13 protein-coding genes and 2 tRNA genes are annotated in these 20,420 nt (G+C 60.3%); 11 read left to right on the forward strand and 4 right to left on the reverse strand.

The window, feature by feature from the left end; genetic code table 11:
* Together KGB28_RS20745 and KGB28_RS20750 are read left to right on the forward strand one after the other, a co-directional pair.
* Nucleotides 1–1,290 carry an adenylosuccinate synthase gene (locus KGB28_RS20745; RefSeq protein WP_046039830.1) on the forward strand — a complete coding sequence of 430 codons (1,290 nt, stop codon included), beginning with the start codon at nucleotides 1–3 and terminating at the stop codon, nucleotides 1,288–1,290.
* A 150-nt stretch (nucleotides 1,291–1,440) separates the two neighbouring features.
* On the forward strand, nucleotides 1,441–3,375 hold the full coding sequence (locus KGB28_RS20750; RefSeq protein WP_223447610.1) for a methyl-accepting chemotaxis protein: 1,935 nt from the start codon (nucleotides 1,441–1,443) through the stop codon (nucleotides 3,373–3,375).
* A 120-nt stretch (nucleotides 3,376–3,495) separates the two neighbouring features.
* On the opposite strand, the gene KGB28_RS20755 is transcribed toward KGB28_RS20750, so the two are convergent.
* From KGB28_RS20755 to KGB28_RS20770, 4 genes are all read right to left on the reverse strand, one after another.
* The gene (locus KGB28_RS20755) at nucleotides 3,496–5,052 is read right to left on the reverse strand and encodes an ABC transporter permease (protein WP_223447612.1); all 1,557 of its coding nucleotides are present in this window, start codon (nucleotides 5,050–5,052) and stop codon (nucleotides 3,496–3,498) included.
* Nucleotides 5,052–6,062, reverse strand: a complete 1,011-nt coding sequence (locus KGB28_RS20760) for an extracellular solute-binding protein (RefSeq protein WP_056725448.1) — start codon at nucleotides 6,060–6,062, stop codon at nucleotides 5,052–5,054. Before KGB28_RS20760 ends, KGB28_RS20755 begins: the two co-directional genes overlap by 1 nt.
* Nucleotides 6,063–6,351: 289 nt before the next feature.
* Nucleotides 6,352–6,438: transfer RNA gene (locus tag KGB28_RS20765), tRNA-Leu, on the reverse strand.
* A 167-nt stretch (nucleotides 6,439–6,605) separates the two neighbouring features.
* Nucleotides 6,606–6,692: transfer RNA gene (locus KGB28_RS20770), tRNA-Leu, on the reverse strand.
* Between the two features lie 225 nt (nucleotides 6,693–6,917).
* Between KGB28_RS20770 and rnr the strand changes: the two genes are divergently transcribed.
* From rnr to KGB28_RS20815, 9 genes are all read left to right on the forward strand, one after another.
* A complete protein-coding gene (gene rnr / locus KGB28_RS20775) occupies nucleotides 6,918–9,545 on the forward strand; it encodes a ribonuclease R (protein WP_223447614.1) in 2,628 nt (875 codons plus the stop codon).
* On the forward strand, nucleotides 9,542–10,309 hold the full coding sequence (gene rlmB / locus KGB28_RS20780; protein ID WP_007973273.1) for a 23S rRNA (guanosine(2251)-2'-O)-methyltransferase RlmB: 768 nt from the start codon (nucleotides 9,542–9,544) through the stop codon (nucleotides 10,307–10,309). The genes rnr and rlmB overlap by 4 nt, the downstream gene beginning before the upstream one ends.
* A 307-nt stretch (nucleotides 10,310–10,616) precedes the next feature.
* A complete protein-coding gene (rpsF, locus tag KGB28_RS20785; protein ID WP_008048087.1) occupies nucleotides 10,617–11,039 on the forward strand; it encodes a 30S ribosomal protein S6 in 423 nt (140 codons plus the stop codon).
* Between the two features lie 28 nt (nucleotides 11,040–11,067).
* Nucleotides 11,068–11,298, forward strand: coding sequence for a 30S ribosomal protein S18 (rpsR, locus tag KGB28_RS20790; RefSeq protein WP_002551829.1), 231 nt, complete (start codon nucleotides 11,068–11,070; stop codon nucleotides 11,296–11,298).
* 36 nt (nucleotides 11,299–11,334) lie between these two features.
* Nucleotides 11,335–12,228 carry a hypothetical protein gene (locus KGB28_RS20795; RefSeq protein ID WP_223447616.1) on the forward strand — a complete coding sequence of 298 codons (894 nt, stop codon included), beginning with the start codon at nucleotides 11,335–11,337 and terminating at the stop codon, nucleotides 12,226–12,228.
* 19 nt (nucleotides 12,229–12,247) lie between these two features.
* Nucleotides 12,248–12,694 (forward strand): 50S ribosomal protein L9, encoded by a 447-nt coding sequence (gene rplI / locus KGB28_RS20800; protein WP_034149636.1) that lies wholly within the window; start codon nucleotides 12,248–12,250, stop codon nucleotides 12,692–12,694.
* Between the two features lie 122 nt (nucleotides 12,695–12,816).
* A complete protein-coding gene (dnaB, locus tag KGB28_RS20805) occupies nucleotides 12,817–14,214 on the forward strand; it encodes a replicative DNA helicase (protein WP_223447618.1) in 1,398 nt (465 codons plus the stop codon).
* Between the two features lie 194 nt (nucleotides 14,215–14,408).
* A complete protein-coding gene (locus KGB28_RS20810) occupies nucleotides 14,409–16,712 on the forward strand; it encodes a YgiQ family radical SAM protein (RefSeq protein ID WP_150727873.1) in 2,304 nt (767 codons plus the stop codon).
* Nucleotides 16,713–17,076: 364 nt separating this feature from the next.
* Nucleotides 17,077–20,352: a DUF2126 domain-containing protein gene (locus tag KGB28_RS20815; protein WP_223447620.1), complete on the forward strand. Its 3,276-nt coding sequence runs from the start codon at nucleotides 17,077–17,079 to the stop codon at nucleotides 20,350–20,352.
* The last annotated feature ends 68 nt before the right edge of the window (nucleotides 20,353–20,420 follow it).

Below are 20,420 nucleotides of genomic sequence, written 5' to 3' on the forward strand. Positions count from 1 at the left end.
ATGGGTAAGAATGTCGTAGTCCTGGGCACCCAGTGGGGTGATGAGGGCAAAGGCAAGATCGTTGATCTGCTGACCGAACATGCTGCCGCCGTAGTGCGCTACCAGGGTGGCCACAACGCTGGTCACACTCTGGTGATCGATGGCGAAAAAACTGTCTTGCACCTGATCCCGTCGGGCGTGCTGCGCGAAGGCGTGCAGTGCTTGATCGGCAACGGCGTGGTGGTTGCACCTGACGCCCTGCTGCGCGAGATCACCAAGCTGGAAGAAAAAGGCGTACCGGTGCGCGAGCGCCTGCGTATCAGCCCGTCCTGCCCGCTGATCCTGTCCTTCCACGTTGCGCTGGACCAGGCCCGTGAAAAGGCCCGTGGCGAGCTGAAGATCGGTACCACCGGTCGCGGTATCGGCCCGGCCTACGAAGACAAGGTTGCACGTCGTGGCCTGCGTGTGGGCGACCTGCTCAACATGCCGCGCTTTGAAGACAAGCTGCGTGAACTGGTGGATTACCACAACTTCATGCTGGTGGGTTACTACAAAGAGCCAGCCATCGAATTCGACAAGACCCTGGCCGAGTGCAAGGAATACGCTGAGCTGCTCAAGCCGCTGATGCTGGACGTGACTGCCGAGCTGCACGACCTGCGTCGCGCTGGCAAAGACATCATGTTCGAAGGCGCCCAGGGTTCGTTGCTGGACATCGACCACGGCACCTACCCGTACGTGACCAGCTCTAACACCACTGCTGGCGGCGTTGCTACCGGTTCGGGTGTTGGCCCTATGTTCCTGGACTACATCCTGGGCATCACCAAGGCTTACACCACGCGTGTAGGTTCGGGTCCATTCCCGACTGAGCTGTTCGACGAAGTCGGTGCGCACCTGGCTAAACAAGGCCACGAGTTCGGCGCGACTACCGGCCGTGCTCGTCGTTGTGGCTGGTTCGACGCTGTTATCCTGCGTCGCGCTATCGATGTGAACAGCATCTCGGGCATCTGCCTGACCAAGCTGGACGTGCTCGACGGTCTGGAAACCATCAACATCTGCGTCGGCTACAAGGATGCAGAAGGCAAGGCCGTTGCCCCGACTGATGCTGACAGCTATGTGGGCCTGCAGCCTGTGTACGAAGAAGTGCCGGGCTGGACCGAGTCGACCGTGGGTGCCAAAACCCTGGAAGAGCTGCCGGCTAACGCCCGTGCTTACATCAAGCGCGTTGAAGAGCTGATCGGCGCGCCGATCGACATTATTTCGACGGGCCCGGACCGCAACGAAACCATCGTTCTGCGCCATCCGTTTGCTTGATAAGTCGTTGATGTAAAACACAAAGGCCCCTTAATTGGGGTCTTTGTCGTTTATGCCTGTCGGACGGCATGACCTTTGCTATTAGCTTTGCCTAAAACGTCACTTTTGACGTGCCATCAATTTAATGGCGCTTTTGCAGAGGGATATCAAGTGTCGGCCGTTCTCTCATTGTTACAGAGCCGTTTGTTGCGGCCCGTGTTCGTTACCCTCGGTATCGCCCTTTTAGTGCAGGTGCTGGTGGCTGTTGCTCTGACCCGGAGCACGGTGACCGCGCTGGAAGCCGATCTGGGCCTGCGCCTGGGTGCGGACAGTCAAAAGCTTTCCGCTGAACTTGAGCAGGCGGGGCGTGAAGTCACGTCGAGCCTCGACAGCCTCTCCACCAGTACGCGTCAGCGCCTCATGGCCGGTTTATCCTCGCGACTGAAGGACGAACAGGCGCAGTTGCGCTCAACGCTGGAAAAAGACCTGAAGGACTCCGCCAGCGACATGGCGCAGCTTCTGGCTTCCGTCGCGCCCCGCGCCATGTGGGACAACGACATTCCGACACTTTCCGAGTTCGCCCGCCGGGCCCAGCGCAATCCCAACGTGCTGTTCGTGGTCTATGACGACGCCACCGGCCAGCACCTGACGCGCTACCTCAATCGGGAAAACCCGATCAACAAGGCGCTGCTGGAAAAAGGCCAGGGCGAGCGGGCGCTGGACAAGGTGCTGGATGCGGCGAAGAACGATCCTTCGGTGTTCTACATCGAGGCCCCGATCAATCCCAATGGCGTAGAAATCGGCAAGGTCCTGATGGGGGTCTCGACGGCTTCGGTGGAGACTGATCTGGCGGCCCTCGACAAGCGCTTCTCTGCGTTGATCGCCAGCAGCGATCAACTGGTGGGCGACAGCCTCAAGGGCGCGGCCGCTGACAGCGCAACGGCCATGCGCTCGCGCCTGCAGTCGGCGCAGTCCACGGCGGCTGAAATGAAGGCCAACACCACCAGCACCGTGCAGGAAGCTGCTGCGACATTGCGCTGGCGCATCGGCGTGTGTCTGGCGGTGGTGGGTTTCGGTGTCCTGCTGTTGTTGGCGGTGGTGCTCGGTCGCCGAGTGGTCAATCGCCTGAAAATGCTGATCGTAGCCATGGATGACCTGGCGGCGGGCGAGGGCGATCTGACCAAGCGTGTGCAGATCAACAGCAAGGATGAAATCGGCGACATGGCCTCGGCGGTCAATCGCTTTGTGGATAAGTTGCAGCCGATCGTGCGCGAGGCGGGCGATGTGGCCCAGCGTACCGGAGTGGAGATCGGAGCGATGACCTTGCGCAATGCCGGTGCGGATGCAGCGGCTGGCATGCAGCGAGACGAGGTGGCGGAGAGTTTGCGTGCGCTGTCGCAAATGGCTGATGAGGCCCAGTCGGAAAGCCACGCGATGCAGGCGGCGCTGAAGCAGGTGGTGGACATTCGCCAGGCCACCGATGAAAACACTCGGACGTCAGCGAAAGTAGGCAGCCTGATCGAGGAGCTGGCGGGTCAGGTTAATACCGGGGCGCAAGTCATCGAGCGTCTGGCGCAGCAAAGTGAGCAGATTGAGGTGGTGCTGACGGTGATTCACGGGATCGCCGAGCAGACTAACCTGCTGGCGCTGAACGCGGCGATTGAGGCGGCGCGTGCCGGCGAGACCGGGCGCGGGTTTGCCGTGGTGGCCGATGAGGTGCGGGCGCTGGCGAGCAAGACGCAAAGCTCCACTGGCGATATTCAGGCGCATATCGTGGCGTTGCAACAAGGCGCGCGTGAGGCGGTGGCGGCAATCGGTCAGGCCGGGCGCCAGGCCAGTGAGGGTTTGCTGGTGTTGCGTGACAGTGCGCGGTTGCAGCAGTCGGTGCAGGCATCGGTCGAGCAGGTCCATGCGGCGATCGGTCTGGCCACCCAGGCCGCGGCGCATCAGGCACAGGGTGCGCAGGCAGTGCGAGGGCGGGTCCAGACCATTCACGCGCAGGCTGAGAAGGCGGCGCAAGCCGTTGTGGAGACCACGGCGAGCGGCAAGGTGCTCGATGGTCTGGCGGCGCAGTTGAAGGCGAGCCTGGGGCAGTTCAGGGCTTGATCTATTGCCTGTGCCGGCCCCTTCGCGAGCAAGCCCGCTCCCACATTGGCTCTTTGTGAGCATCATATTTGTGTTCGACAGAGGACCACAGTGGGAGCGGGCTTGCTCGCGAAAGCGGTTTCAGCGACTCAGATACATCCGGGTCGTCAGCAAATAGACCGGCAACCCCGACACCAATATCAACAACGCCGCATAAGGCGCAGCCGCCGCAAACTCCACATTCGCCGTATGCGCCCAGACTTCCGTCGCCAGTGTATTCAGCCCGGTTGGACTCAACAGCAAGGTCGCCGTCAGTTCCTTCATCGCATCCAGGAACACCAGGGCAAAAGCCGCGCCCAGCGCCGGGAAAATAATCGGCAGTGTCACTCGGCAAAAGGCACTGAATGAGGAGGCGCCCAGAGTGCGGGCCGCCTCCTCAAGCTGTGGCGCCGCCTTGTTCAGGGCGGTGCGGATCGGCGCCTGGGCCAGCGGCAGAAACAGCAGGGCGTAGGCGATCAGCAGCAATGCCGAAGTCTGGTAAAGCATCGGCACGTAGTGCAGGGCGAAATACACCAGGGTCAGGGCAATGACCAGCCCCGGCAGGGCGTGCAGCAGGTACGGCAGGCGCTCGGCCCAGATCGCCAGTTGGCCTTTGTAGCGCACCACCAGCAGACCGACTGGCACCGCCAGCACCAGGCACAGTGCCGCGCCACCCAGCGACAGTGCGAGGGAGGACAGCAATGCTTCGCCGATAGCCGCCACGGGAAAGGCGGCCGATGATCCCACCGCCAACCAGTAGGCCAGCATGCCGAGCGGAATCCCGCTGCCAATGATTGCCAGCAGCAAGCAATAAAGTTGTCCTGCCACGGTCCAGTATCCCAGTTGAACCTGTTCCGCGCGTCGCGCTGCACCCTGGCCGGTGCGCACGTGTCGACCCTTGCCGCGCACGCGCAACTCCAGCCACAGCAGCGCCAGGCACAACATCAGCAGTACGGCGGAGAGCATCGCCGCGTTGGCATTGCTGAACTCCAGTTCGAACTGTTGATAGATCGCCGTGGTGAAGGTTTGCAGGCCGATGATCGACAAGGCGCCGAACTCCACCAGCATGTGCAGGGCAATCAGCAACGAACCCGCGAGCAGCGAAGGCCAGAGCAGGGGCAGGGTGACCTTGAAAAATACGCCCCAACGATTCTGCCCCAGCGTGCGCGCGGACTCTTCGAGGGACGGGTCAAGGTTGCGCAGCGTTGCCGCTACGGGCAGGAAAATCAGCGGGTATTTGGACAGGCTCATCACCAGGATAGCCCCGCCAAGGCCCTCGAAATGAGCGCTGAGCGAAACCCAGGTGAAGCTGCTGACAAAGGCGGGAACGGCGAATGGCAAGCAGAGGATCACGCCCCACAATCGTCGGCCCGGCAGATTGCTGCGCTCCAGCAACCAGGCCAGCGACAATCCGATTATCCCGCAAACAACGGTGACGCCAATCATCAATGTGAGTGTGTTGCGCAGCAAGCCGAACACATAGGGTCGCCATAGCAAATGCAGTGCTTCTGCCCAGCCCGCCTGCCAGGCTTTCAGGCCGACATACAGCAGCGGCAGGAGGCTGAGCGCCACCAGCAGCAACACGGGCAGTATCAGCCAGATAGACGGCCGCTTGCGCCGTGGTGCGTACGCGTGATGCGCGGACAGTGAGGCACCCATCAATTCAGGCCAACGTCACGTTCCAGGTCCAGCGCTTCTTCGGCGTTGCCGAGGTCGGCAGGCGTGACTTTTGGTGCTTCCAGTTCGCTGAATGGCTTGAGCCCGCGATCAGATTCCATGCCCTTGTGCAGCGGGTATTCGGCGGTGGTCTGGGTGATCACGCGCTGGCCTTCCTCGCTAGCCATGTAGGCGAGCAATTGTTGTGCTTCCTTGGGGTGTTTGCTGGATTTGAGCACAGCAGCACTGGAAACGGTGATGAGTCCACCGACGTCGCCGCCAGTGAAGTAATGCAGTTTCGAGTCGAGCTGGCCTTTTTCACGCTGTAGGGCGAACCAGTAGTAGTTGTTGACCAGCACGGTGGCGACTTCACCATTTTCCACCGCTTTCAAGGCAACCATGTTGTTGCTGTAGGTCTTGCCGAATGCGCGCAGCCCGGTCAGCCATTCTTCGGCGGCGTCCATGCCGTGCACCTTGATGATCGCTACCGCTTGCTCCTGGAAGGCACCACTGGTGGGTACGAAGCCGACTTTGCCTTGCCATTTAGGATCGGAGAATTCCATCACCGATGTCGGCAGGTCTTTTTCATCGATCAGCTTTGGGTTGAAGGCGACGACGCGCACCCGTGCGGTCACGCCAATCCAGGTGCCGTTGCCGGCGACGTATTCCTTGGGCAGAACGGCCAGCGTGGCGTCATCCGTCTTGGCCAGCAGGCCTTGTTCGCCGAGTTTGTTCAGGGGCGGCGACTCTTCGGTGTAGATCACGTCGGCGGGGGAGCGATCGCCTTCTTCGACGATCTGGCTGGCGAGCTGGTTGCTGCTGCCTTTGCGCACATTGACGTGGATGCCGGTCTTGGCTTCGAAGGCCTTGGCGACCGCGTCGCCGACTTCTTTGTGCTGGCCGTTGTAGAGGGTCAGGGCAACCGGATCGGCGGCTTGGGTGAGGGGAGTGGCGAGTGCCAGGCCGAGGAGGGTGGTGATCAGGCCGCGGCGCAGGGTATTTCGAAACATCATTCGCAGGGTTCCTCACTGTCACATTGCAAAAACTTGTAACAATGATAAACGATATTGTTTCTCAAATGCGGACGCTGATTCCTGTAGGAGCGAGCTTGCTCGCGATGGGCGTGAACGATGGCGCGTTCTATCTGTTAGCAACCGTTAAATTTGAGTGCATCGTCGGAACGCCGCCCGGAGCAAGCTCGCTCCTACAGAAGAGGGTGGGTTGTTTTTGAGGGGCCAGAAACGCAAAAACCCGCTTTCGCGGGTTTTTGTGAAATCCAAGGTCGTAACCTTGAATTTGAATTGGTGCCCAGAAGAAGACTCGAACTTCCACGACCTTGCGGTCACCAGCACCTGAAGCTGGCGTGTCTACCAATTTCACCATCTGGGCATTCATCGAAAGCGTTGCCGCTGTTGATGTGGCGCACTATACGGAGAGCATTTTGATCTGTAAACCCCTGATTCTAAAAATAATAAACCAGTGGTCAAAAATGCAAAAACCCGCTTTCGCGGGTTTTTGTGTGAGCCTTGAAATTGAACTAATCTCAAGCTCGAAATTGGTGCCCAGAAGAAGACTCGAACTTCCACGACCTTGCGGTCACCAGCACCTGAAGCTGGCGTGTCTACCAATTTCACCATCTGGGCAGTATCGGCAACGTTGTCCGTTGTCGATGGCGCGCACTATACGGAGCGTCTTTTTAACTGTAAACCCCCGACATCAAAAAAACCTGGAAAATTTCGCCAGCGGTCTTCAAAACAGCTTTGCGGTGTCGATACAGGGCTTTAGATGGGTCGTCTTAGCCTGAAATTTCCCGTTTCATTACGCCTATGCCAAACTAACCCGCATATAGACAAGGTGAAAACTCTCTAATGGCCGATTGGCAGTCCCTCGATCCCGAGGCCGCTCGTGAAGCGGAAAAATATGAAAACCCTATTCCTAGCCGTGAACTGATCCTTCAGCACCTTGCTGATCGAGGTTCGCCTGCTAACCGCGAGCAGCTGGTCGAAGAGTTTGGTCTGACCACAGAAGACCAGATCGAAGCCCTGCGCCGCCGCCTGCGCGCCATGGAGCGCGATGCTCAACTCATCTATACCCGTCGCGGCACTTATGCGCCGGTGGACAAGCTTGATCTGATCCTGGGTCGCATCAGCGGTCACCGTGATGGCTTCGGCTTCCTGGTGCCGGACGATGGCAGCGATGACCTGTTCATGAGCCCGGCGCAGATGCGTCTGGTGTTCGATGGTGACCGTGCGCTGGCCCGTGTATCCGGTCTGGACCGTCGTGGTCGCCGCGAAGGCATGATCGTCGAGGTGGTGTCCCGCGCTCACGAAACCATCGTCGGCCGCTACTTCGAAGAGGGCGGCATCGGTTTCGTGGTTGCCGACAACCCGAAGATCCAGCAGGAAGTGCTGGTGACGCCGGGTCGTAACGCCAACGCGCAGATCGGTCAGTTCGTCGAAGTGAAGATCACTCACTGGCCGACGCCACGCTTCCAGCCGCAAGGGGACGTGGTTGAAGTCGTGGGCAACTACATGGCGCCGGGCATGGAGATCGACGTTGCCCTGCGTACCTACGACATTCCTCACGTCTGGCCTGACGCCGTGCTCAAGGAAGCCGGCAAGCTCAAGCCGGAAGTCGAAGAGAAAGACAAAGAGAAGCGCATCGATCTGCGTCATTTGCCGTTCGTCACCATCGACGGCGAAGATGCCCGCGACTTCGACGATGCGGTCTTCTGCGAAGCCCGTCCGGGCAAGCTGCGCCTGTTCTCGGGCGGCTGGAAGCTGTACGTGGCGATCGCCGACGTATCCAGCTACGTGAAGCTCGGTTCGGCGCTGGATGCCGAAGCGCAGGTTCGCGGCAACTCGGTGTACTTCCCTGAGCGCGTGATTCCGATGCTGCCTGAGCAGCTGTCCAACGGTTTGTGCTCGCTGAACCCGCAAGTCGATCGCCTGGCCATGGTTTGCGAGATGACCATCTCAAAATCCGGCGAAATGACCGACTACTGCTTCTATGAAGCGGTGATCCACTCCCATGCCCGTCTGACCTACAACAAGGTCAGCGCGATGCTGGAAACGCCGAAAGCCACCGAAGGGCGCAAGCTGCGCGGTGAATACACCGACGTTGTGCCGCACCTCAAGCAGTTGTACTCGCTGTACAAGGTGTTGCTGGCGGCCCGTCACGTACGTGGCGCGATCGATTTCGAAACCCAGGAAACCCGGATTATTTTCGGTACCGAGCGCAAAATCGCCGAAATCCGCCCGACCGTGCGCAACGATGCGCACAAGCTGATCGAGGAATGCATGCTGGCGGCCAACGTGGCCACCGCCGAATTCCTGAAGAAGCACGAAATCCCGGCGCTGTATCGCGTCCACGATGGTCCGCCACCGGAGCGTCTGGAAAAGCTGCGCGCGTTCCTCGGCGAACTCGGCCTGTCCCTGCACAAAGGCAAGGATGGTCCGTCGCCGAAGGATTACCAGGCATTGCTGGCGGGTATCAAGGATCGTCCGGATTTCCACCTGATCCAGACCGTCATGCTGCGTTCGTTGAGCCAGGCGGTGTACAGCGCCGACAACCAGGGCCACTTCGGTCTGAATTACGAGGCGTACACTCACTTCACTTCGCCGATCCGTCGCTACCCGGACTTGCTCACGCACCGGGCGATTCGCAGCGTGATCCATTCGAAGCAGAACACCCCGCACGTTCGCCGTGCCGGTGCGATGACCATTCCGAAAGCGCGCATCTATCCATACGACGAAGCGGCCCTGGAGCAACTTGGCGAGCAGTGCTCGATGAGCGAGCGCCGTGCCGACGAAGCGACCCGCGACGTAGTGAACTGGCTCAAGTGCGAGTTTATGAAGGATCGTGTGGGCGAATCGTTCCCGGGTGTGATCACCGCCGTGACCGGTTTTGGTCTGTTCGTCGAGCTGACCGATATCTACGTCGAAGGCCTGGTGCACGTCACCGCGCTGCCGGGCGATTACTACCACTTCGATCCTGTGCACCACCGCTTGGCCGGTGAGCGTACCGGTCGCAGCTTCCGCCTTGGCGATACCGTGGAAGTGCGGGTCATGCGCGTCGATCTCGACGAGCGCAAGATCGACTTCGAGATGGCTGAAAACACCATCAACGCGCCAATCGGTCGCAAGAAGCGTGGCGCCGAAACTGCGGCACCTGCCTCCAAGTCGGCCGCAGAACCGGCACCGGCGAAAACCGGCCGTCGTCCTGCCAAGGAAAAAGCTGTCGAGGCCTATCGCCCGAGCGATGCGGCGGCGAAAAACGCCGAAGTGCGCAAAAGTCGTGAAATGAAACAGGCGTTGCTCGCCGGTGCGAAAAGCGGCGGTAAAGCGGCGTCTGGGGGAAAGACCAGTCGGTCGACGCCTGACAAGGCCGTCGGCGGCAAGCCAGCCAAACCGAGCAAACATCGTAAAGGCCCGCCAAAAGCGGGCTCGGCTCCAGCCAAGAGTGGCGGGGCGCGTAAACCTAAGGCCAAGCCATGAGTCAGTTGGAAAAGATCTACGGCGTACATGCTGTAGAAGCGTTGTTGCGTCACCACCCGAAACGCGTCAAGCAGATCTGGTTGGCCGAAGGTCGCAATGACCCTCGGGTCCAGACGCTGATTGAGCTGGCGAACGAAAACCGGGTCCAGGTCGGCCAGGCCGAGCGCCGCGAAATGGACGCCTGGGTTGAAGGCGTGCACCAGGGCGTGGTCGCGGACGTGAGTCCGAGCCAGGTCTGGGGCGAGGCGATGCTCGACGAGCTGCTCGATCGCACCGACGGCGCGCCGTTGTTGCTGGTGCTCGATGGCGTGACCGATCCGCACAACCTCGGCGCCTGCCTGCGTTCCGCCGATGCGGCGGGCGCGCTGGCAGTGATCGTACCGAAGGACAAGTCGGCGACCCTGACTCCGGTTGTACGAAAAATCGCCTGCGGCGCGGCGGAAGTGATTCCGCTGGTTGCCGTGACCAACCTGGCGCGCACCCTGGAAAAACTCCAGCAGCGCGGCTTGTGGGTTGTCGGTACGGCCGGTGAAGCTGAGGTCAGCCTGTATGACCAGGACCTGACCGGCCCGACCATCCTGATCATGGGCGCCGAAGGCAAGGGCATGCGTCGCCTGACCCGCGAGCATTGCGACTACCTGGTGAACCTGCCGATGGCCGGTAGCGTCAGCAGTCTCAACGTTTCCGTGGCGACGGGTGTATGCCTGTTCGAAGCGCAGCGTCAGCGCAGTGTCAAAGCCAAGGCTGCTGCCAAGAAGTCCTAAGCTCGACGCAATCAAAATGTGGGAGCGGGCTTGCTCGCGAAAGCGGAGTAACATTCAGCAAATATGTTGGATGTAGTACCGCATTCGCGAGCAAGCCCGCTCCCACAGTGTTTTGTGGTGTGGCATGAGTTGGTGGCTGTTCAAATAATCACCAATTACCTTGCGCCTCCCTCGCCCCTTCTCTACAATTGCGCCCCTTGCTGTGATGGCAGGCACCAACGTGTCTAGCGTCCGCAAGTCCATAAGTGTCATTCACTCCTTGTCTGACCGCTTTTGAGCGGCAGGCTACAACCCGTAAGGAGCATTCATGCGTCATTACGAAATCATCTTTTTGGTCCACCCGGATCAAAGCGAGCAAGTCGGCGGCATGGTTGAGCGTTACACCAAGCTGATCGAAGAAGACGGCGGCAAAATCCACCGTCTGGAAGATTGGGGCCGTCGTCAACTGGCCTACGCAATCAACAATGTTCACAAGGCTCACTACGTGATGCTGAACGTTGAGTGCACTGGCAAGGCCCTGGCCGAGCTGGAAGACAACTTCCGCTACAACGATGCAGTGATCCGTAACCTGGTCATCCGTCGCGACGAAGCCGTTACCGGCCAGTCCGAGATGCTCAAGGCTGAAGAAAACCGCAGTGAGCGCCGTGAGCGTCGCGACCGTCCTGAGCACGAAGGCGCTGAAAGCGCTGATAGTGATGACAGCGACAACAGCGATAACGCTGACGAGTAATCCACGGACCTTTTAAGGAGCCAATTACATGGCACGTTTCTTCCGTCGTCGTAAATTCTGCCGCTTCACCGCTGAAGACGTGAAAGAGATCGATTACAAAGATCTCAACACTCTGAAAGCCTACGTATCCGAGACCGGCAAAATTGTTCCAAGCCGCATCACCGGTACCAAAGCTCGTTATCAGCGTCAGCTGGCCACCGCTATCAAGCGCGCCCGCTTCCTGGCCCTGCTGGCCTACACCGACAGCCACGGCCGCTGAGACCGGGCAGTCGACACGTAGCAAAGGATTGAATGCATGCGGGCCATAGCTGAGTTCATCATGCGCGGCCGTATGCAGGCCACTCTGGTAGTGGCTGGATGCGCGGCATTGCCGTTGTTGTATTGGTTGGGTGCTGCCGCCGGATGCCTTGTGCTCCTGCGGCGCGGATTGAGGGACGCCCTGGGCGTTCTTGCTCTGGGACTGCTGCCGGCATTGGCCTGGTGGCTTTACTCCGACGACCCACGGGCACTTCTGGTGCTGCTGGGGTCTGCGAGCCTTGCGTTGGTTTTGCGCGCAAGCGAGTCCTGGAACCGCGTGCTGCTGGTCAGCATAGCGATGGGAGTGGTGTTTTCAGTGGTGTTGGGGACAGCTTTTGCTCCCCAGATCGAGATGCTGGCGCAGGCTTTGATCAAAGTCATGCCGTCGCTACTCGGCGATGTCTACCAGAAGTTGTCGGTAGACGAACAAGCGCGTTTCGCGTCCCTGATTGCACCGGTCCTGACCGGCCTGATTGCGGCGTTGTTGCAAATCGTCAGCTTGCTGAGCCTGCTTGTCGGGCGCTACTGGCAGGCGTTGTTGTACAACCCGGGCGGTTTTGGTCGCGAGTTTCGCGCCATCCGCATCCCGCTGTTGCCGGCGATGTTGCTGCTGGCGTGCATGCTTCTGGGGCCGAACATCGGCCCACAGATGGCCATGTTGACGCCGTTGTGCAGTGTACCGCTGGTGTTCGCCGGGCTGGCCCTGATTCACGGGCTGGTGGCGCAGAAGCGACTGGCCAGGTTCTGGCTGGTGGGGTTGTACGTGACGCTGTTGCTATTCATGCAACTGATCTATCCGTTGCTGGTGGTCCTGGCCATCGTCGACAGCCTGATTGATTTTCGCGGTCGTTCGGCACCGAAAGATGCCGATAACGCGAACGGTGAAGGTTAAAAGTTAAGAGGATTTTCACATGCAACTGATCCTTCTGGAAAAAGTCACCAACCTGGGCAACCTGGGTGACAAAGTGAACGTTAAGGCTGGTTACGGTCGTAACTACCTGCTGCCTTACGGCAAAGCTACCGCTGCGACCCCAGCCAACCTGGCTGCGTTCGAAGAGCGTCGTGCCGAGCTGGAAAAAGCAGCAGCAGATCGTAAATCGTCGGCTGAAAGCCGCGCTGCCCAACTGGCCGAGCTGGAAGTGACCATCACTGCCACCGCTGGCGACGAAGGCAAGCTGTTCGGTTCGATCGGTACTCACGACATCGCTGACGCACTGACCGCCTCCGGCGTTGAAGTGCAGAAGAGCGAAGTTCGTCTGCCGAACGGCACCATCCGCAACGTAGGCGAATTCGACGTAGCCGTGCACCTGCACGCCGAAGTTGAAGCCACCGTACGCGTTGTCGTGGTAGCAGCTTAAGCAGCACTTGTCGGCTGGCACCCTCGGGTGCTTGCCGGTAACATCGGGCACGATCCTGTTTACAGGTCGTGCCCTTTGTCTTTCTGAAACCCCTGCTTTTTATCACCAAGAATCAAGAGGCCATGAACGATATCTCCGCTCCTGAGCAATACGATCTGCAAACCGCCGCGCTGAAGGTGCCGCCGCATTCCATCGAAGCCGAACAGGCTGTACTCGGTGGTCTGATGCTGGACAACAACGCCTGGGAACGCGTGCTCGATCAAGTCTCCGACGGCGATTTCTATCGACATGACCACCGCCTGATTTTCCGTGCGATCGCCAAACTGGCCGATCAGAACATGCCGATCGACGTCGTGACCCTGTCCGAGCAACTGGACAAGGAAGGTCAGACCTCGCAAGTCGGCGGCCTTGGCTACCTCGGCGAGCTGGCGAAAAACACCCCGTCTGTCGCCAACATCAAGGCCTATGCGCAGATCGTTCGCGAGCGGGCGACGTTGCGCCAACTGATCGGTATCAGTACCGAGATTGCCGACAGCGCGTTCAACCCTGAGGGTCGCACTGCCGCCGAGATTCTCGACGAGGCTGAACGGCAGATCTTCCAGATCGCCGAGGCCCGACCGAAAACCGGTGGCCCGGTGGGCGTCAATGACCTGCTGACCAAGGCCATCGACCGCATCGACACCTTGTTCAACACCGACAACGCCATTACCGGGCTGTCCACGGGTTACACCGACCTCGACGAGAAAACCAGCGGCCTGCAACCGTCCGACCTGATCATCGTCGCCGGCCGTCCATCGATGGGTAAAACCACCTTTGCGATGAACCTGGTGGAAAACGCCGTGTTGCGCAGCGAGAAGGCCGTCCTGGTTTACTCGCTGGAGATGCCAGGCGAATCGCTGATCATGCGTATGCTCTCGTCCCTCGGCCGTATCGACCAGACCAAGGTCCGTTCCGGTCAGCTTGAAGATGACGACTGGCCGCGCCTGACCTCGGCGGTCAACCTGCTCAACGACCGCAAGTTGTTCATCGACGATACCGCCGGCATCAGCCCGTCGGAAATGCGCGCCCGGACCCGCCGTCTGGTGCGTGAACACGGCGAAGTCGGCTTGATCATGATCGACTACCTGCAACTGATGCAGATCCCGGGTTCCAGTGGCGATAACCGGACCAACGAGATTTCCGAAATCTCCCGGTCCCTGAAAGCCCTGGCGAAAGAATTCCAATGCCCGGTTGTGGCGCTCTCGCAGCTCAACCGTTCCCTGGAACAACGTCCGAACAAACGCCCGGTGAACTCCGACTTGCGGGAATCCGGAGCGATCGAGCAGGACGCCGACGTGATCATGTTCGTGTATCGCGACGAGGTGTATCACCCGGAAACCGAGCACAAGGGCATTGCTGAAATCATCATCGGCAAGCAGCGGAACGGCCCGATCGGCTTTATTCGCCTGGCGTTCATCGGCAAGTACACCCGCTTCGAGAACCTGGCGCCGGGTAGCTACAACTTCGACGACGACGAGTAACCTGTGGGAGCGGGCTTGCTCGCGAAGGCGGTATGTCAGATAACATCAATGTCGACTGACGCATCGCCTTCGCGAGCAAGCCCGCTCCCACATGAGCAACGCGCAATTTCCGACCATAGCCGTCGGAATTGGTCAAAATTTGTGCTATATTCCGCGCCCGCGAAATTCAATGAAAGCCAACACCGGTTATCGACATGCAAGCAGCCAAGCCGTTATTTGACTATCCCAAGTACTGGGCCGAATGTTTCGGGCCAGCGCCGTTCCTGCCCATGAGCAGGGAGGAGATGGATCAGCTCGGCTGGGATTCCTGCGACATCATCATCGTCACCGGTGATGCGTACGTCGATCACCCGTCGTTCGGCATGGCGATCATCGGCCGGCTGCTGGAGTCCCAGGGCTTCCGCGTCGGGATCATTGCCCAGCCGAACTGGCAGTCCAAAGACGATTTCATGAAGCTCGGTGAGCCGAACCTGTTCTTCGGTGTCGCGGCCGGCAACATGGACTCGATGATCAACCGCTACACCGCGGACAAGAAAATCCGTTCCGACGATGCCTATACGCCGGGTGGCCTGGCCGGCAAGCGTCCGGACCGCGCCAGCCTGGTCTACAGCCAGCGCTGCAAGGAAGCCTACAAGCACGTGCCGATCGTACTCGGCGGTATCGAAGCATCCCTGCGCCGCATCGCGCATTACGATTACTGGCAAGACCGTGTCCGCAACTCGATCCTGATCGACGCCTGCGCCGACATCCTGCTTTATGGCAACGCCGAGCGAGCAATCGTTGAAGTCGCCCAGCGTCTGTCGTTCGGTCACAAGATCGAAGACATCACCGACGTGCGCGGCACCGCGTTCATTCGTCGTGACACGCCGAAAGACTGGTATGAAGTCGACTCCACGCGCATCGACCGTCCGGGCAAGATCGACAAGATCATCAACCCGTACGTGAATACCCAGGACACCCAAGCCTGCGCCATCGAGCAGGAAAAGGGGCCGGTCGAGGATCCGCAGGAAGCCAAGGTCGTACAGATCCTGGCCAGCCCGCGCATGACCCGCGACAAGACCGTGATCCGCTTGCCGTCGGTTGAAAAAGTCCGTGGCGATGCGGTGCTTTATGCCCACGCCAACCGCGTATTGCACCTGGAAACCAACCCGGGCAACGCCCGTGCGCTGGTGCAGAAGCACGGCGAAGTCGACGTCTGGTTCAACCCGCCACCGATTCCGATGACCACCGAAGAAATGGACTACGTGTTCGGCATGCCTTATGCGCGCATTCCGCACCCGGCGTATGGCAAGGAGAAGATCCCGGCCTACGACATGATCCGTTTCTCGGTGAATATCATGCGTGGCTGCTTCGGCGGCTGCACCTTCTGCTCGATCACCGAGCACGAAGGCCGGATCATCCAGAACCGTTCCCACGAGTCGATCATTCGCGAAATCGAAGAAATTCGCGACAAGGTCCCGGGCTTTACTGGCGTGATCTCCGACCTCGGCGGCCCGACCGCCAACATGTACCGAATCGCGTGCAAGAGCCCGGAAATCGAATCCGCGTGCCGCAAGCCATCGTGTGTGTTCCCTGGTATCTGTCCGAACCTGAACACTGACCACTCGGCGCTGATCCAGCTGTACCGCAGCGCCCGTGAGTTGCCGGGCGTGAAGAAGATCCTGATCGCTTCCGGCCTGCGCTATGACCTGGCGGTCGAGTCGCCGGAGTACGTTAAAGAGTTGGTGACCCACCACGTCGGTGGTTACCTGAAGATCGCCCCGGAACACACCGAGGAAGGTCCGCTCAACCAGATGATGAAACCGGGCATCGGCAGCTATGACAAGTTCAAGCGCATGTTCGAGAAGTACTCCAAGGAAGCGGGCAAGGAGCAGTACCTGATTCCGTACTTCATCGCCGCCCACCCGGGCACCACCGATGAAGACATGATGAACCTGGCCTTGTGGCTCAAGGGCAACGGCTTCCGTGCCGACCAGGTGCAGGCGTTCTACCCGTCGCCGATGGCCACCGCCACCGCGATGTACCACTCGGGCAAGAACCCGCTGCGCAAGGTCACCTACAAGAGTGACGCGGTGACCATCGTCAAGAGCGAAGAGCAGCGCCGTCTGCACAAGGCGTTCTTGCGTTATCACGATCCGAAAGGCTGGCCGATGCTGCGTGAGGCACTGACCCGCATGGGCCGCGCCGACCTGATCGGGCCGGGCAAGAACCAGTTGATTCCTTTGCACCAGCCGTCGACTGACAGCTACCAGAGCGCCCGTCGCAAGAACTCGACGCCGGCCGGCAGCCACAAGGTTGCAGGGGAAAAGACCACCAAGATCCTGACCCAGCATACCGGCCTGCCACCGCGCGCCAGCGATGGCGGCAACCCGTGGGACAAGCGCGAACAGGCCAAGGCTGCGGCGTTCGCCCGCAACCAGCAGGCGGCCAAGGAACGCAAGGACGCGGCCAAAGGCAAGGGGCCAAAGCCGACCCGCAAGCCGGTCGTGCCGCGCTAAGCTGCGCTTGAGCTGAACAGAACGCCAACCTTCGGGTTGGCGTTTTGCATTCAAGGCTGAAAGGTTTGTTGGAGCAACTGGCCCCTTCGCGGGCAAGCCCGCTCCCACAGGTATTCGGGGTTGCCAACAGTTTCGTGTTCACAGCAAATCCCTGTGGGAGCGGGCTTGCCCGCGAAGAGGCCGGAATTGCCAACCAATTTTTGGTTGGTCGCCACATTTACGTGCACCTACGCCCAATCATTTTCCTGCATCGCCCGATTTTGGTGCTGTACTGCCTCAGGCAATCAAAGAAAGCGCCAGCACTGCTGGATGGCATAAGTCTTGCGCGCTTTCCCATACGCTTAAGGCTCGCAGGAGGCACGCCGTGTCGATTCATGTCGCATTGCACCACATCACCCATTACCGCTATGACCGCGCTGTCGAGCTCGGCCCGCAGATCGTTCGCCTGCGTCCCGCTGCCCACAGCCGTACGCGGATTCTGTCCTATGCGCTGAAAGTCTCCCCCGAACAGCACTTCATCAACTGGCAGCAGGACCCTCAGGGCAATTACCTGGCGCGGCTGGTGTTCCCGGAAAAAACCGAGGAATTGCGAATCGAAGTCGATCTGCTGGCAGCAATGGCGATCTTCAATCCGTTCGACTTCTTCCTCGAACCCTACGCGGAAAAAATTCCCTTCGCCTATGCCGCAGATGAGCGCAAGGAGCTGGCGCCGTACCTGGAAACCCTGCCCCTGACGCCGAAGTTCAAGGCCTACCTGGACGGGATCGATCGCACGCCATTGCCCGCTGTGGACTTTCTCGTCGCGCTCAACCAGCGCCTGAGCGAAGACATCGACTACCTGATCCGCATGGAGCCCGGCGTACAAACACCTGAACACACCCTCGACCAGGCCTCCGGGTCGTGCCGCGACTCCGCGTGGTTGCTGGTGCAACTGCTGCGCAACCTGGGGCTGGCGGCGCGTTTTGTGTCGGGCTACCTGATCCAGCTGACCGCCGACGTCAAAAGTCTCGACGGTCCGTCCGGCACCGAAGTGGATTTCACCGACCTGCATGCCTGGTGCGAGGTGTACCTGCCCGGCGCCGGCTGGATCGGCCTGGATGCGACCTCCGGGCTGTTTGCCGGTGAAGGACACATTCCGTTGGCCTGTAGTCCCGATCCGTCCTCTGCGGCGCCAATCAGTGGTTTGGTGGAGCCGTGCGAGTGTGAATTCAGCCACGAAATGTCCGTGGAGCGGATTTGGGAAGCTCCACGGGTCACCAAGCCCTACACCGACGACCAGTGGCTGGCGATCCAGGCCCTGGGCCGACAGATCGATGCCGACTTGCTGGAGGGCGATGTGCGCCTGACCATGGGCGGCGAGCCGACCTTTGTATCCATCGATGACCCGGACGGTGCCGAGTGGAATACCGCGGCACTGGGGCCGGATAAACGACGCTTGTCCGCCGAACTGTTCCAGCGCATGCGTAAACACTACGCACCCCAGGGGCTGGTGCATTTCGGGCAGGGCAAGTGGTACCCCGGCGAGCAACTGCCGCGCTGGTCGCTCAATTGCTACTGGCGCCGTGACGGCGTGCCGATCTGGCACAGCAGTGCGCTGATCGCCGATGAGCAGGAAGACTATGGCGCCGACGGAGCGCTGGCCGGGCGTTTTCTGGCGAGTGTCGCCGAACGCCTGAAAATTCCGACACGCTTTGTGTTTGCGGCCTACGAAGACAATTTCTATTACCTCTGGCGCGAAGGGATGTTGCCGCAAAACGTCAGCGCCGAAGACTCGCGTCTGGAAGAGCCTTTGGAGCGTGAGCGTCTGCGCAAGGTCTTCAGTCAAGGTTTGGACAAGGTCATCGGCCAGGTCCTGCCGCTGGCGCGCACCGCCAAGGGCGACCAGTGGCAGAGCGGGCGCTGGTATCTGCGCGACGAGCACTGCCGCCTGGTGCCGGGGGACTCACCGTTGGGGTATCGCTTGCCGCTGGGGTCGCAGCCTTGGGTGAAAGCGGCGGAATATCCGTTCATTCATCCGCAAGACCCGAATCAAGACTTCCCGCCACTGCCCGACACCGCGCAACTGCAAAGCCAAAGCGAAGCTGCCGAGGTAAAAGAGCGCGCACCGAAGATCGACGAATCCGCCGACTGGCTGACCCGTACCGCCTTCTGCGCCGAGGCGCGGGAAGGCCGGTTGTATCTGTTCATGCCGCCGCTGGAGCGGGTCGAGGATTACCTCGAACTGGTCGCTGCCATCGAAGCCACCGCGCAGGAGTTGATGTGCCCGGTGTTGCTGGAGGGCTATGAGCCGCCGAGCGATTCACGCCTGAGCAACTTCCGCATCACCCCGGATCCGGGGGTGATCGAGGTCAACGTGCAGCCGTCCGCGACCTGGGATGAGCTGGTCGAACGCACCGAATTCCTCTACGAAGAAGCGCGCCAGACCCGGCTGACCACCGAGAAATTCATGATCGACGGCCGGCATACCGGCACGGGCGGCGGTAACCATTTCGTGCTGGGTGGCGCGACACCGGGGGACTCACCGTTTCTGCGTCGCCCGGATCTGCTGCGCAGCCTGATCAGCTACTGGCATAACCATCCGTCGCTGTCCTACCTGTTTTCCGGATTGTTCATCGGCCCGACGTCCCAGGCGCCCCGCGTCGATGAAGCACGCAACGATGCCTTGTACGAACTGGAGATCGCTTTCGCGCAGATGCCAGAAGCAGGTGAAGAATGTCCGCCATGGTTGGTGGATCGACTGCTGCGCAATCTGCTGATCGATGTGACCGGCAACACCCACCGCGCCGAGTTCTGCATCGACAAGCTCTATTCGCCGGACGGTGCCACCGGGCGCCTCGGATTGCTGGAGCTGCGTGCATTCGAAATGCCGCCCCATGCCCGAATGAGCCTGGCGCAACAATTGTTGCTGCGGGCGCTGGTCGCGCGGTTCTGGCGCGAGCCCTATGCACCACCGAAACTGGCGCGCTGGGGCACGGAGCTGCACGATCGCTTCCTGTTGCCGCACTTTATCGAGCAAGACTTCGCCGATGTCATCGTCGACCTCAACGCCGCCGGTTATCCGGTGCGGGCCGAATGGTTCGCCGCGCATCTGGAGTTCCGCTTCCCCAAGGTTGGCGACTACGCCGTCAGTGGCATTGCGCTGGAGTTGCGCCAAGCGCTCGAGCCCTGGCACGTGCTGGGCGAAGAGGGTGCCATGGGCGGTACGGTGCGTTACGTGGATTCGTCGCTGGAGCGTTTGCAGGTCAAGCTCAGCGGCTTGCCGCCCCAGCGTTATCTGCTGACCTGCAACGGCATTCCTGTTCCATTGCAGCCCACCGGGCGTGTAGGCGAATTCGTCGCTGGCGTGAGATTTCGTGCCTGGCAACCGGCCAACTGCCTGCAACCGACCATTCCGGTCCACGCGCCCCTGGTGTTCGACCTGCTCGATACCTGGATGCAGCGCTCGCTGGGCGGTTGCCAGTATCACGTCGCCCATCCGGGCGGGCGCAACTACGACAGCTTGCCGGTGAACGCCAATGAAGCGGAGAGCCGGCGAATGGCGCGCTTCTTCCGCATCGGACACACGCCGGGGAAACTTCCTGTACCCAATCTGGAAATCAGCGACGAACTGCCGATGACACTCGATTTGCGACGTTTCTAAACCGTCCGCGACGCTCGGATTTTTCGTATATCCGGGCGTCACGAGCCTGCGTTAGTCTGACCCTTCAT

The organism is Pseudomonas sp. BF-R-19 (genome assembly GCF_019956445.1).
Classification (GTDB): Bacteria; Pseudomonadota; Gammaproteobacteria; order Pseudomonadales; family Pseudomonadaceae; genus Aquipseudomonas; species Aquipseudomonas fluorescens_BH.